The 13,981-nt window shown below is 53.8% G+C and carries 13 protein-coding genes; all 13 read left to right on the top strand.

What is annotated here, in order from left to right:
* The first annotated feature begins 96 nt into the window (after nucleotides 1-96).
* A complete protein-coding gene (pcnB, locus tag AC4FIC_RS07360) occupies nucleotides 97-1,437 on the top strand; it encodes a polynucleotide adenylyltransferase PcnB (RefSeq protein WP_193437302.1) in 1,341 nt (446 codons plus the stop codon).
* On the top strand, nucleotides 1,434-1,910 hold the full coding sequence (gene folK, locus AC4FIC_RS07365) for a 2-amino-4-hydroxy-6-hydroxymethyldihydropteridine diphosphokinase (protein ID WP_476194893.1): 477 nt from the start codon (nucleotides 1,434-1,436) through the stop codon (nucleotides 1,908-1,910). Before pcnB ends, folK begins: the two co-directional genes overlap by 4 nt.
* A 99-nt stretch (nucleotides 1,911-2,009) precedes the next feature.
* On the top strand, nucleotides 2,010-2,807 hold the full coding sequence (gene panB / locus AC4FIC_RS07370; protein WP_100257962.1) for a 3-methyl-2-oxobutanoate hydroxymethyltransferase: 798 nt from the start codon (nucleotides 2,010-2,012) through the stop codon (nucleotides 2,805-2,807).
* 5 nt (nucleotides 2,808-2,812) lie between these two features.
* Nucleotides 2,813-3,655 (top strand): pantoate--beta-alanine ligase, encoded by an 843-nt coding sequence (panC, locus tag AC4FIC_RS07375; RefSeq protein WP_100257963.1) that lies wholly within the window; start codon nucleotides 2,813-2,815, stop codon nucleotides 3,653-3,655.
* A 147-nt stretch (nucleotides 3,656-3,802) separates the two neighbouring features.
* Nucleotides 3,803-4,186, top strand: a complete 384-nt coding sequence (gene panD, locus AC4FIC_RS07380; protein WP_100257964.1) for an aspartate 1-decarboxylase — start codon at nucleotides 3,803-3,805, stop codon at nucleotides 4,184-4,186.
* 234 nt (nucleotides 4,187-4,420) lie between these two features.
* Complete coding sequence (pgi, locus tag AC4FIC_RS07385) at nucleotides 4,421-6,067, top strand: glucose-6-phosphate isomerase (protein ID WP_476194892.1); 1,647 nt, start codon at nucleotides 4,421-4,423, stop codon at nucleotides 6,065-6,067.
* Nucleotides 6,068-6,358: 291 nt separating this feature from the next.
* Nucleotides 6,359-6,883 carry a prepilin-type N-terminal cleavage/methylation domain-containing protein gene (locus AC4FIC_RS07390; protein WP_100257966.1) on the top strand — a complete coding sequence of 175 codons (525 nt, stop codon included), beginning with the start codon at nucleotides 6,359-6,361 and terminating at the stop codon, nucleotides 6,881-6,883.
* Between the two features lie 188 nt (nucleotides 6,884-7,071).
* Nucleotides 7,072-7,638 (top strand): type II secretion system protein, encoded by a 567-nt coding sequence (locus AC4FIC_RS07395; protein WP_487778662.1) that lies wholly within the window; start codon nucleotides 7,072-7,074, stop codon nucleotides 7,636-7,638.
* Nucleotides 7,639-7,682: 44 nt separating this feature from the next.
* Nucleotides 7,683-8,219 (top strand): type II secretion system protein, encoded by a 537-nt coding sequence (locus AC4FIC_RS07400; RefSeq protein WP_100257968.1) that lies wholly within the window; start codon nucleotides 7,683-7,685, stop codon nucleotides 8,217-8,219.
* Complete coding sequence (locus AC4FIC_RS07405) at nucleotides 8,203-8,847, top strand: type IV pilus modification PilV family protein (protein WP_158524382.1); 645 nt, start codon at nucleotides 8,203-8,205, stop codon at nucleotides 8,845-8,847. Before AC4FIC_RS07400 ends, AC4FIC_RS07405 begins: the two co-directional genes overlap by 17 nt.
* Nucleotides 8,848-9,711, top strand: a complete 864-nt coding sequence (locus AC4FIC_RS07410; protein WP_476194889.1) for a type II secretion system protein — start codon at nucleotides 8,848-8,850, stop codon at nucleotides 9,709-9,711.
* Complete coding sequence (locus AC4FIC_RS07415) at nucleotides 9,708-10,121, top strand: hypothetical protein (RefSeq protein ID WP_100257971.1); 414 nt, start codon at nucleotides 9,708-9,710, stop codon at nucleotides 10,119-10,121. Before AC4FIC_RS07410 ends, AC4FIC_RS07415 begins: the two co-directional genes overlap by 4 nt.
* 883 nt (nucleotides 10,122-11,004) lie before the next feature.
* Nucleotides 11,005-13,981: DUF6701 domain-containing protein (locus AC4FIC_RS07420; RefSeq protein WP_476194888.1), on the top strand; the 2,977-nt coding region annotated here is incomplete at its 3' end.

A 13,981-nucleotide genomic window follows, 5' to 3' on the forward strand; every position in this document is an offset into this window, starting at 1 on the left:
CAGCCCTCCTACCTAAGTTCTCGGTAGCGAATATCCTCAATTTTCTATACACTGCGCACACTTTTAACTGTCGCTACAGAGCAGAACTCTCATCTCATGGTCGTTAAGTGGATAAAACGCTGGTTTAACCAGCCTGTTCAAAATTTAAACCTGGTCACCGTTCCTCGGGATCAACATCAGGTATCTCGCAAAGGCATCAGTCATAATGCACTGAAGGTCTTGCATCGTCTGCATGGCGCTGGTCATGAAGCATTCCTGGTGGGTGGCTGTGTCCGCGATCTGCAACTCGGCTATGCGCCGAAGGATTTTGACGTTGCCACCAATGCCACGCCTGAAGATATCCGTAAGATATTCAGTAATTCACGCATTATCGGCCGACGCTTCCGCATCGTCCATGTGACCTACGGTCGCGAGATTATTGAAGTCACCACCTTTCGCGGTAAGGCAGAAGCATCCGGTTCCGATCAAAAGCAATCGGCTGAAGGCATGTTGCTGCGCGACAATGTTTACGGCTCCCTAGAAGACGACGCCAAACGGCGCGACTTCACCATCAATGCCATGTACTACACCGCGACTAACTTTTCTGTGCTCGCCTACCCACAGGGCATGGAAGATCTGAACAACAAAATTATTCGCATTATCGGCGACGCTGAAACTCGCTACCGGGAAGACCCGGTGCGCATGCTGCGGGCCATCCGCTTTGCCGCCAAATTGGGCTTTAGTATCGAACGGAATACCGAGAAACCGATCCGTGAAATGGCGTCGCTGTTGACCCATATCGCACCGGCGCGGTTGTTCGATGAGTTGCTCAAGCTGCTTATGGCCGGATATGGCGTACAAACCTGGGAACTGCTGCAACAATACGGCATCGTGGAACCGCTGTTGCCGTTGACCTACCAAATTTTGAACCGCGACGCTGACGATCACTATCAGAAGTTTATCAACAGCGCCCTGATTAGCACCGATTTGCGTGTCAATGCTGGCCGACCGGTGACCCCGGCCTTTATCTATGCGGCGCTATTATGGCCCGCGGTGAAGGATCAGGCGCTCTACAACCTTGAAATGGGCACGCCTGAGATACCCGCTTGGCAAAAAGCCATGGGTCAAGTTCTCGATCGCCAGGTTAAGACCATCGCCATCCCGAAACGATTCTCTATCCCGATGAAAGAGATTTGGGAATTGCAGCTGAGATTGCCCAAGCGCAGCGCCCATCGAGCTGAACAGCTGGTGACTCACCCGCGTTTCAGAGCCGCCTACGATTTTCTACTGTTACGCGAACAGGCCGGCGAACAACTCGATGGTCTGGGCAACTGGTGGACAGAATTCCAAGCCACCAACCCCGCACAGCGCGAAACGATGCTGGCCAATCTGGGTACCAAGTCGGCACCCAAGCGACGCCGTCGCCGACCCACGCGTGCCGCTCAATCGGATTCGTGAAGCAGGTTTATATCGGGCTCGGCAGCAATCTGGGCGTGCCCGCAACACAACTGCACCAGGCGATAGACCGCCTCGCCGCGTTGCCGGATAGCCAAGAACTCAGTCTCTCGCCGTGGTATAAAACCAGTGCCATCGGCGGACCGCCCGACCAACCCGATTACCTCAATGCCGTCTGCAGTCTGCAGACCGATCTCAGTCCCGAGCACCTATTGACCGCCCTGCAGGCCATTGAAAGCGAGGCCGGCCGAGAGCGCACCATCCGTTGGGGACCGAGAACGCTCGATCTCGATATCATCTGGTATGAACAGGTCGAATTGGCCACGTCTCGCCTCACCCTACCCCACCCCCGCGCTCATTTGCGTGCCTTCGTGCTGCAACCCTTACTGGATCTGAACGCCGATTTTTTACTCCACGACATGGCTCTGCAAGCCTGGCGTGATGCCGTTGACGGACAAAATATTCAACAAGTTTGATCCCAGTTGGGCTAAGCGGCAAAAGAGCCCTACCGATACTTGACATATTCCGGCACAATCGCAACCATTCTCGGCTTATTAACCAAAGGCGCTGCCATCATGTCTAAAGCACACACCGTATCGACGATTCGACAGCTGGTCAGTGACGGTGAAAAATTCACCATGCTAACGGCCTATGACGCCACCTTCGCGCACCTTTTTTCGGCGCACGGCATCGAAACATTGCTGGTGGGCGATTCTCTTGGCATGGTCTGCCAAGGCAGAAGTTCAACCCTGCCGGTGACGCTCGATGAGATGGTCTACCATACCGCCGCCGTCGCCCGCGGCAACCAGGGCGCCCTGATCGTGGCCGACATGCCATTTAATAGCTATGGCACTGTGGCGCAGGCTTTGGACAGTGCCGGTCGTTTAATGCAAGCCGGTGCGCAGATGGTCAAGCTGGAGGGCGGGGCTTGGCTGGCCGATGCGGTCACGGCCATGAGCCGGGCCGGCATTCCGACCTGTCTACATCTGGGTTTAACACCCCAATCGGTCAATAAGTTCGGCGGCTACAAGGTTCAGGGCCGCGACGAGGCCTCGGCCCAATTGATGATTAACGAAGCCCTGGCCCTAGAGGCGGCGGGGGCCGACTTTATTCTACTGGAATGCGTGCCAGCCAGTTTGGCAAAGGCCCTGACTCAAACGGTGTCGGTCCCCGTTATCGGCATCGGGGCGGGTAATGGTACCGATGGCCAGGTATTGGTCAGCTATGACATGTTGGGTCTCACCCAACAGCGTATGGCCAAGTTTGTGAAAAACTATATGGCCCAAAACACTGGCTGGGAAAGCGCGGTAGCGGCCTATATAGCCGACGTAAAGTCCGGTCAGTTTCCCGCTCCTGAGCACTGTTTCGAGTAATTACTATGCAAGTGGTAAACAATTTAATCGATTTGCGCACAGCGTTGCGGGACATTAGAGCTCTGGGTAAGACAATTGCCTTTGTGCCGACCATGGGTAACCTACACGAAGGCCATCTGACCCTCATACAGACAGCCCGTCAACAGGCTGACTTTGTCGTCGCCTCGATCTTTATCAACCCGACCCAGTTCGGCGAAAACGAAGACCTGTCGGGCTATCCCAGAACTCTAGAAGCCGACCAAAAGCATTTGATCGCCGACGGCTGTGGCCTGCTTTACTTGCCCAATAACGCGATCATGTACCCGGAGCCGGACTTGACCCGGGTTGAGGTGAGTAAGATTACTACGCTGCATTGCGGCTCGAGCCGACCGGATCACTTTGTCGGCGTCGCCACGGTGGTGCTGAAGCTGTTCAACCAGGTGCAGCCCGATGTCGCAGTGTTCGGCCTGAAGGACTATCAGCAATTGACGGTTATCCGAACTATGGTCGACAACCTGTTTTTGCCGATCAAGATAGTCGGCGTCGATACCGGTCGCGCAGAAGATGGCCTGGCCCATAGCTCGCGCAATAACTATCTGACGGCGGCTGAGCGGGAAATGGCGCCAACTCTGTATAAAATCTTGCAAGCTACCGCAAAAGAAATAAAATCGGGCCAGCGCAACTATGAACGCTTAACTCGCCTGGCCAAGGAGTCCCTGCACGCGGCGGGCTTCACACCGGATTATTTTAACATCAGTCGGCAACTTGATCTGGAACCCGCTCAGACCCAGGACACCCAAGTGGTTATTCTGGCCGCAGCCTATCTTGGTAAGGCACGACTGATCGACAACATCACGTTTGAGCTTTAGATCGACAAGGGCCGACCACACAATGGCTTGACCCACGCAGGAGGTTGGACAGACGTCCACCTTACTTAGACGACATTATGGCGAGTATCAGAGGTCAACAGCCGCCCAACAGCGGTCAAGACGCTCATGGCACGAGAGGACGTAGGTATGGATCGAATCATGTTAAAGGCCAAGCTCCATCAGGCGCGCGTCACCCATGCGGTAACCGATTACGAAGGCTCCTGCGCGATCAGCGGAGACCTGCTGGATCTGGGCGGGATATTGGAATACGAGCAGATTCAAATTTATAACGTGAGCAATGGCGAACGCTTTACCACCTATGCGATACGCGCCGAGGATCACGAGGGCATTATTTCGGTCAACGGTGCCGCGGCGCTTAAGGTCAGTGTCGGTGATCAAGTGATTATTTGCGCATACGCCGCCTATAACAGCAGCGAGCTGGACGACTATCAACCGACTATGGTCTATATGAAGTCGGACAACAGCGTCAGCCACACAGCCAATGCCATCCCGGTACAGATGGCCGACTAACCTGCCGGCGCGGCGGACAAACGGTGCAAGCGCTCCCTAGCCGTACCGATGTAGGCCGGGTCATCCACCCTGGCCTATAGACCTTCCTATAACCTGATAGGTTGCCCCTAATCTAGATTTTGCCCCCTTTTTGTCTGATCAATGTCAAAAACACTCGATTAATGGGTGGCCTTCCCCATCGTTTTGTAATTAAATTACCGATTGAAAAAATTTATCGCCTCAGGAACCTTAATCATGTCTCAAAATCCGACTCAGTTGCCCGCCTGGTTGGCCTTGGCCGAACACCAGAAAACCATTGCCAACACCCACATGCGCGACCTGTTCCGGGCCGACGCTGAGCGCTATGATAAATTCAATAGCAGCGCCGCCGGCATTTCTCTCGATTACTCGAAAAACCGCATCACCGGCGAAACGGTCGAAAAGCTACTTAATTTAGCAGACGCCATGCAGCTGCCCAAGGCCATAGGTGAGATGTTTAACGGCCAGGTCATCAATAAGACCGAAAACCGTCCGGCCCTGCACATTGCATTGCGCAACCGCAGCAATCGGGAAATCCGCGTCGAAGGCGAAAACATTACCGACGCCGTCAACGCCTCGCTGGCCAAGATGAAAGACTTTACCGCCCGGGTTCACAGCGGCGAGTTCGCCGGCTTTACCGGCAAGAAGCTGCGTACCATTGTTAACATTGGCATCGGCGGTTCGTTTCTCGGCCCTAAGGTCGTCTCCGACGCGCTCAAACCCTATTGGAATGACGGCTACCAGTTGGCATACGTCGCCAATGTCGATGGCACCGACTTCGCCGAGACCATCAAGGGCCTCGACGTCGAGACCACCCTCTTTATTGTTGCCTCCAAATCGTTCAGCACGCTGGAAACCTTGAAAAACGCCCAGGCTGCGCGCGCCTGGTTTTTGGCTCAGGGCGGCCGTGCCGACCAGGTTAAGCACCATTTTGTCGCGGTCTCGACCAATGTCCCGGCGGCCACCGCCTTTGGCATCGAAGAAGCCAATATGTTCCCAATGTGGGACTGGGTGGGTGGCCGGTATTCGCTCTGGTCCGCCATTGGCCTGGCGCAAATGATCGTGCTCGGCGCGCAGACCTTCGAAGCCCTGCTCCAGGGCGCGCACGATATGGACGAGCATTTCCGCACCGCACCCATGGCACAAAACCTGCCAGTGATCTTGGGCATGCTCGGCGTTTGGTATCAAAACTTCTTCGGTGCCGAGTCCCATGCGGTCTTAAGCTACGATGAATATCTGCAAGATTTGCCCAATCACCTGCAGCAGGTCGACATGGAGTCCAATGGCAAATGCGTTACTCGGGAAGGCGAGCCGGTGACCTACCAAACCGGATCGGTGATCTGGGGCGGTACCGGCACCAACGGACAGCATGCCTATCACCAGTTGATCCATCAGGGCACGCGCCTGATTCCGGCCGACTATATTATGCCGATGACCTCGCACAACAAGCTGGCCGACCACCATGAGTGGTTATTTGCCAATTATCTGGGTCAACAGCAGGCCATGCTCGAAGGCAAGACCGAAGCTGAGGTCCTGGCCGAGTTGCTGGCCAAAGGCATGGACGCCGAACGGGCCGCTTGGTTAGCACCGCACAAGGTGATACCGGGCAACCGGCCGTGCAACAGCATCACCTTCGACCTGGGTACGCCCGAAGTGATCGGTGCCCTGATTGCCCTCTATGAGCATAAGATTTTTGTTCAGGGCGTTATTTGGGATATCAACAGCTTCGATCAATGGGGTGTTGAACTGGGCAAGATCCTCGGCGAGTCGGTCTTTAGCGCCATCGAGACCGGTAAGACCGACGGCCTGGACAGCTCAACCGCCAGTTTAATTGCCGCCTTTCGCGCTAAAAATCAAGCCTAAAAAGATCCAACGACCGGCCGTCCCAGGCCGGTCGTTGGGCCCCTTGCACCGCTTAGGCCAGTGCATCCTGAGCATTTTTTATTCCCACAAAGCCCTCATCCCCGACACCCCTTGGCGCACCCGAACGACCAAGTCGGTGCACGTCGACAGTATCTTTCTCACCCAGCGAACAATTCAACCGCTAAAATATTTTTAAAATTCCACCACCCTTTTTGGCAAAAGCCTCCCCTAACCATTCAACCGCTATACTGAAGGCATGACAGTACAACAACCTTATAGGACAGTGCTCAGATGACCGTAAAAAAAGGTTTTACCCTGATTGAGTTGGTAATAGTGATTGTGATTATTTCAATACTATCAGCCATCGCCTTGCCTAGATTTTTGAATTTAGATATCAAAGCCAAAGAAGCGGTACTTAGGAGCGCGCTCAGCTCGATGAAGTCCGCCGCGCGTATTGGCAATGCCTTCGCCCGCTCCGACAGCGTTACCGCCGCGGGCAATATTCTCATCAACAATCACGAAATACTGATGGTCAACGACTACCCAGCGGGCCGAGCCAATGATGTCTCGGCGAGCGGCCCGGGAACCTTTGGTGGCCTATTAACATTGATGGAAGTGGATACCGAAATAGGCATCACTTACAGCGACACCGCGCAGCTGCGCAGCGCCCTGCAAGCTCAGACCGCGGTGATGATCTTTTACATCGACAGCCAGTGTATCGCCTATCAGCCCCCTCAGATTAGCGGCGGCGACCCCCTCTTTTCAATCGGTGTGGGCACCTACAGCCCAGGTGCCGTTCCGGCCTGCAATCCCTGAGTCGTAAGTTCTGAGCTATGACCTCTGAGTCTAAGAGTTGGATCTAATCGGCACGACAAGATAGGCAAATCCGAGGTCGATCTTAACGCCGGAAAATAAGTCGATGGACTTTTTGAAGGTTCAATTTTACAAATACTGAATAGCATCTAAGCTTATTTATAACCTCAATGTCCCGACAGGAAATAACCATGAATGTGAATGTGAACACGAACAAGCAAGTTGGTTTTACCCTCATAGAATTGATCATGGTGATCGTCATACTCGGGATCCTCTCGGCCTTTGCCTTGCCTCGCTTTGCGGATTTGAGTGGCAACGCGGAGATAGCAGCGATGGAAGGGGCCTATGCATCGGCTAAGTCGACCTCGGCGATTGTGCATGCCTCGGCTTTGGCTAATGGTGCGACAGCCGCGACGGGTAATATAATAATGGAAGGAGCGAATTTTGCGACAGTGAATGGTTATCCGGATGCGGGCGGCATTTTGGGAGCTACCGGTGTAGACGCTGCCAATGGGTTTGGCATTTCGGAAGCGGCAAATCTGAGTGATTACATATTAATTTATGACACAACAGGGGCCTTCAATACAGCTAGTTCCGCAGCTAGCAAGGTTGCTGCTACCAGCGTGTTGATAACCGTCGATCAAGGTGTGGCTGACAGCCCATGTTTCACTTACACCCAAGCCGGGACTAACGCAGCACCAACATTTTCAAACATTGGAACACTGGATATAACTGCTGCTCCAGTTTTGACCTGTTAATAGTCAACCGGAAGGAGAGGTGTCACGCACCTCTTTTGATCTAAATGAAAACTAAAGCCGGTTTCACCCTAGTCGAGCTCGTTATCGTAATACTGCTACTGGGTATCGTCTCGACTATTGTTTTACCGCGCTTTTTCTCCGCAGACGCCTTCACCGATTCCTTTCAACGTTCTGAATTCGACAGTGCCCTTAGCTGGGTCCGCAATCGTACTGTTACCGCCCAATGCAGCCATGAAATTCGGCTGACGACAACCGGTTGGCGCGCCTTGCGCGATGTCAATTGCACCACAACGGATGTGGAATCCGCCTGCATTGCTGAATCGGAAACCTTGGATCTTTCGGTGGCGGTCAGCGATGGCGCTGGCACTCTTCTCACCGGTTCCGCGCCGTCGGTTGCCAGCGGCACGCAACGGTTGATCTTCACGGCAACGGGCCAACTCTTTAACAATACCAGCCCGCCCACAACGGCCGGCTGCACGGCCATGCCAACGGTGCCGGTAACAAATGGCACAACCATAACGCTGAGCCCAACTGGCAGCATAAGCCTAGATGGAGACACCGCCTATGTCGCGCTCCAATAGTCGCGCCGATCTGCGCGATGAGTCTTTTGTGGACCGACCTTGGGGCTGCTATTCCGGTTCAGGTTACCGGGCTGCGAATGGCCGGCAAGAGGGTGTCACGCTGGTTGAGCTGATTATTGCCATGGTGATTATTTCCATTGCCGCCGTGGCCCTGCTGCAAGGGCTGGGTTTGCAGAGCCAGCGCAATGTCGACCCGATGATCCAAAGCCAAGCCCAGCGTTTGGCCAGCCAATATCTGCACGAGGTCAGCAGCAAGCCGTTCTTTGATCCCGGTGCCGACCCTCGTCTGAACCCGGCGCTAACCTTGGCGGCTGTTGTAACCAGTATCAGCGACCAAAGTTCGATCGGTTCGGCCAATCGATTAACCTGGGACAACCTCTATGAATACCAAGGCTATGACGACAGCATCAAAGATCTCGTCGGAAGCGCAATCGCTACGCTCGCCGGCTATCGGGTTGCCATAACGGTCAGTATCGCGCCTGGGCTAGCCTTGCATAATATGGCTAATAGCACAGACCCTACCTGCCCAGCTAAGATCGCACTGATCACAGTAACCGTGACCGATGCGCGCAATCAAACCACCACCTTAAGTGGCTATCGCACCAGTTATTGGGCTGCGGGGTGTTAGATGCGAGCACCTAGAGTACAGGGCTTTACCCTGACCGAGTTGATTATTGTGATCGTCTTGATGGGTATACTGGCCACCGTAGTGACGCCCTTGATTGCCAATAAATTCAGCGCGGTGCATCAGTCGACCCGACGCGCCCACTGGGTACAGCAGGCCGAATATGCCCTGTTTACGTTACGTCAGGACCTGGCCAACAGTGTCCCAAATTCGGTTTTTGTTGATGCCAGTGGTGAGCAGGTCGAGTTTTTGGGTGCATCGCCGGATGATGAGCTTTTTGCCGCGCGTTATCGGGACAAACCGAACACAAGCATTAGCGATCGGTTACAGCCCAATAACGACGATATTTTCGATATCTTTGGTGACTTCTCTGAGCGGCCACCCTACGTCAGTATCGGCACCCTTAATGCTACAGACATGCGCATCGACTGGGGCAATCTTCTAGGGGCTGGCACTACCGGCACCTTGGCTTCTATTGCTGTGATGGAACCTGTACTGGACGCTGGAGTCCCCATTTCCCCGCCAGAAACCCGTATTACATTGCCGGCAAGCCAAAAATTCGGCGCCGGCTCACCCTACAAAAGGGCCTATTTCACCAATGGTCCCATCGCATACGACTGCAACACGGCAGTCCAGCAGCTCTATCGCGTCAAGGCATATGATGTCCTGGACCCCGCACTGAATTTTGTCACGCGCACCGCTCTTGGGAATCGAGCCCGGGTGATCGACAGTCTGGTTGCGTGCAATTTCGAGCTTGTTGGTGGCGGGACCTATCTGCCTCCGGCCTTGCGCGTCAGCCTAGAGATTGGGGACGCCAGTGGCACCATACAGTTGATCGATACTATCCTATTAAGTAATGGCTCATGAACAGAACAGCGGAGCGAGGCGTCGCCCTGATTGCGGCAATTTTTTTGGTGGTCATCATCGGTGCCGGTGTGGTCCTGTTATCCATACTCAGCGTCCGCAACAGCCAACAGACCACACAAAATTTATTGCAGATTCGCGCCCAACTCAGTGTCGAAGCGGCTTTGGAATATGGTGTGCAATCGTTGGTACAAGCTGATAATTGTAACACCTATGATCCAAGCAACGATGTTGTTCTGGTCATTGACGCTTATCCGAATTTCGTTATCAAACTGAGCTGTGTGCAGAATAACTATGTTGGTCCACCCTCCCAAATCGTGAGCATCATGACCTTGAACGCGACCGCGGAATGGGGCAGCCCTGACGATGCCGACTATGTCTGGGCTGAGTCTGAGGCCACCATAGAGCTCTGAACAATTTTTTGCACGTCTCCGATAGCATAAAAGAGCACGGCGGCCTGCGCTTCATGAACTGGCCATGCACTCGAAAATGGTGTTTATTTTATATTACAAACGCATTGCCGATACTTTTAATAAATTTAACAATTAATTAGAGCCTATGAAAAAACTCAATAGATACTTGCTCTTGCTATCTTTATTGTTGCCTGCCTTCAGTAGCGCAACAACCTATACCTTGCCAGCCGATACGGGGGTCGATGCCTTGGGTTCGTGTAGTTATTCGAACAGCACTCTTACGGTAACCTGCGCTGGTGTTCGGCTCAATAACAACGACGTTTTAATAATCACCAGCAATCTAACATTAAATATCAACGGTGATTTAGAAATCAGAAGGAATGTGGTCATTAATGACGGTCAACCCTTTGACCTGACAATTTCAGTGACCGGTGACGTTGATGCAAACCGGGATGATATTAGGGTGGTTGCAAATTTAATTGCAAACGGCGATATACAATTTGACGACAATCTAGAATGGGTAGGCACTATCACTGCAGGTGGTGGCATCCAAATTGATCAAAATGCCAACATTACCGGAAACCTAACGGCTAACAATTCACTTTCTTTTGGTTCCGGCTCTAACGTAGTCGGTTTTTGCAGTGCTAGCAGTGGGAATTTCGCAGCCTATTGTGCCTCACCACCGACCGATATCTCAGCCGGCTATTGTGAGAATTTCGAATCGGGTTATCCAGTCGGTTGGGCTGAGACAGGCAGTGGTAATTCAGGTATCAACAATGACACGGCGAACTCACCCACTAACAGTCTGTATTTAAGAAGCCAGAGCGTTCAGGTAACGACCGAATCTTATGATCTATCGCCCTATTCAGATGTTAATTTGGACATGTGGATTCGAGAAGGCAGCGATTCATTCAGTGAAGATCCTGATAACGGTGAAGACCTGCAGCTGGAATATCGCACCAGTACTGGCACCTGGCAAAGTTTACAAACCTTTAGTGCAGGCCCCCCGTATGGTGATATTTTCACACCGACCATTTCTTTGACAGGCGCCCAACTGCACAACAACTTTGCCCTGCGCTTCAATAAAATAGCAGGCAATAGCGGTGACTATGATTATTGGCATATAGATGATGTTTGCCTAGTACCGGCCGCCGCGCCACCGCCAAGCACCTGCTTTACCGATGACTTTAACCGCACCGGCTTGGGCAATGACTGGGCTGTGACATCAAGCGACACTAACTCCAGACTGCCGAGCATTATCAATAACCGTCTCAACATTACGCAAGATTTAAACAATCAATCAACGGCTGCGACCCTGTTTCGTTTATTCCCCAGCGCAGGTAATAAGATTGTCGTTGAATTCGATTATTATGTTTATGGTGATCTGACTGGCGGTGGGGATGGGCTTGCGATGGTTTTTTCAGATTCGACGGTCGTACCACTGCCAGGCGGTTACGGCGGCTCCCTAGGTTACGCGCCCAAGAATTCAATAGAAGGTTTCGCCGGGGGCTGGATGGGTATTGGCTTGGATGAATACGGTAATTTTCTCAACCGCAATGACGGCGCGAAAAATGGTGGTTTTACCACCCTAGTCAGAGAGACCATTAGCATACGCGGGTCCGGGACCGGAACCAGCGGTTACAACTACATAACCTCCAATGGTCAAATTCCGACCGTTCTCACCTTACCGTCGAGCTTATCACCCCCAATCTCGACCGCGAGCGGACATCGCTATCGGGTGAGTGTGGATCATGAAAATGGTACCAATGCCTATGTAACGGTCGAGCGGGATACCGGCGCTGGATTCGCGACCCTTGTCAGCCAGTTCGATTTGCTGGCCCAAACGGGCCAAGCCCCTATTCCAGAAAAAATGTACCTAACCCTAACCGGCTCAACCGGCGGTGCGAAAAATGCTCACGAGATCGATAATGTCGAAGTTTGTGCCAATGTGATTGAAGCGGCCGAGACCATCGACCATTACGAATTGGACCGCGATTTTAGCCAGGGCTTAACCTGCGAAGCGCTCAACATCGAAAGTCGCGCCTGTCTCGATGTGGCCTGCAGCACCGAAGTCAGTGGTGCGGTCATCACCACCGAATTCAGTCCCGTCACCGGTTGGGCCGGTTCCAATACCAAAACCAACTACAGTAGCCGGGACAGCTTTGCGTTCCAACAGACCAGCCCTGGTATCGTGACGCTGGGGGTAGCCAGCTCAACACCAGACCTTAATCCGTTGTCCGTAGAACCGGTGCAATGCTATGTCGCCGGGATAGTACAGCCCAACTGTGAGGTTGCTTTTGCCGATACCGGGCTACGCTTCTTCAACCGAGGGTCGGGCAGCAGCAGTGCGATCTTGGACCTCGTTGCCGGGCAGCCGAGCGAATTCGACCTGCGCGCCATCTATACCGATGAAATCTCAGGGGAATGTAAGACACAGTTGTTTGACAGTGGGCCGGTCACTGCAACCCTGAGTACCGAATGCACCAACCCAAACACTTGTCTGGCTGGTCAGCAAGTTCTCTGGCAGGCACCGGCTGAGTCACTCAATCTGGCCAATCCGCAAAATCCGGACGGTGGTAATCTTTGGAGCATGGCCGCGTTGCTTTTTGGTACCAATGTCACCGCCGGGTTTGAGCTCACGGCCCCGGATGTCGGTCTGCAGCGGCTGGATGTCAGCCTGCCATTACTCAACGTCGATGGTTCCCCGAGCGGCCGGCTTATCGAGGGGTCGGTCAGCCTGCGGACTCGACCGGCGTCCCTGGTCATCGCGGAGGTCGACATCAGTGGCACTGCGGTCGCCGGCGACCCCTTTCAGGTGACGATGCATGCCCTGGATGCCAATAACAGTGTGGTACCAAGCTTCGGCCGCGTCAGTGGCCTCTATGATATGAACTGGGGCCTGTCCAGCTTGGCCGCACCGATCGGCGGCGTGCTCGGCACCCTGGTCGGTGATGCCGTGAACCGCTCATCGGCCAGCCAATGGCTCGGCCTGGATACCGGTATCGATGCGGACAGCTTTAACGAATCGATCACCTTTAGCGCCGCGAATGGGCTGTCTTACTACGAGGTGGGTGAGCTGAATTTGGTGGCGCAGATCGATGACTATTTAGGTTCAGGCGTCCCAGTGCAAAGCCCTAACACCCCTGCGGGGCGTTTCATCCCGGCCTTTTTGACGGCGACCCAGGTGGACCCGGCCACCTGGGGCAGTGACGCGTCTATTTACCAGGGTCAAGCGGGCAGCCTGACGGATCTCAGTTATGACCTAATCGCCTATGCCTCGGATGGTACGACGCCGCTGCGAAATTATAGCGGTAACGGGCTCAACACCAGCAGCCAAAGCAACAGTCTACTCAAGCCAGTCGGTGCCGCTGCAACCGGTGGTGATCTGGAGAGCACTCTGGCCTGGACGGTGACGGGGGGTGGCGATTTTGATGGCATCATTCGTTTGATGGGCGCGGTGCCGGATCTGACCTGGCAGCGCAACCCTGTAGGGGTCTCACCCGGTGATACCCTTCTGAATTTAACCGATCTGCAACTTGCCGCCGCGGCCTTGACCGATGCGGATTCCGTGTGCGTTAAGCTCAACGCCCTAGGGACCTGCTTGGCTACCGCCGTGTCGCTGACACCCAGGGACTTACAACTTGTCCGCGCCGCCTTGCCGGCGCAGGTCGATGCCAGCACCAGTATGGCCTACATTGAAGTGAGATTAGAAGCTTTAGACCGATATGTTGCTGGCGAGCCGGTTTTCGAACTGCAAAGTACCGACAATGGCTTGGATACCAGTGTCTTTGCCGGTTTGGACTTTGACGCCTCGGTGCATGCCTGCACCCTAGCCACTAGCGCGAACTGTCCCAGCATCG

Source organism: Reinekea sp. (assembly GCF_982785585.1).

What these genes read in the sequence shown, in the direction of transcription:
- panB (WP_100257962.1), top strand. Translation starts at nt 2,010, where the DNA reads ATGTCTAAAGCACACACCGTATCGACGATTCGACAGCTGGTCAGTGAC.
- pcnB (WP_193437302.1), top strand. Translation starts at nt 97, where the DNA reads ATGGTCGTTAAGTGGATAAAACGCTGGTTTAACCAGCCTGTTCAAAAT.
- AC4FIC_RS07390 (WP_100257966.1), top strand. Translation starts at nt 6,359, where the DNA reads ATGACCGTAAAAAAAGGTTTTACCCTGATTGAGTTGGTAATAGTGATT.
- pgi (WP_476194892.1), top strand. Translation starts at nt 4,421, where the DNA reads ATGTCTCAAAATCCGACTCAGTTGCCCGCCTGGTTGGCCTTGGCCGAA.
- AC4FIC_RS07405 (WP_158524382.1), top strand. Translation starts at nt 8,203, where the DNA reads ATGTCGCGCTCCAATAGTCGCGCCGATCTGCGCGATGAGTCTTTTGTG.
- panD (WP_100257964.1), top strand. Translation starts at nt 3,803, where the DNA reads ATGGATCGAATCATGTTAAAGGCCAAGCTCCATCAGGCGCGCGTCACC.
- panC (WP_100257963.1), top strand. Translation starts at nt 2,813, where the DNA reads ATGCAAGTGGTAAACAATTTAATCGATTTGCGCACAGCGTTGCGGGAC.
- AC4FIC_RS07400 (WP_100257968.1), top strand. Translation starts at nt 7,683, where the DNA reads ATGAAAACTAAAGCCGGTTTCACCCTAGTCGAGCTCGTTATCGTAATA.
- AC4FIC_RS07415 (WP_100257971.1), top strand. Translation starts at nt 9,708, where the DNA reads ATGAACAGAACAGCGGAGCGAGGCGTCGCCCTGATTGCGGCAATTTTT.
- AC4FIC_RS07410 (WP_476194889.1), top strand. Translation starts at nt 8,848, where the DNA reads ATGCGAGCACCTAGAGTACAGGGCTTTACCCTGACCGAGTTGATTATT.
- AC4FIC_RS07395 (WP_487778662.1), top strand. Translation starts at nt 7,072, where the DNA reads ATGAATGTGAATGTGAACACGAACAAGCAAGTTGGTTTTACCCTCATA.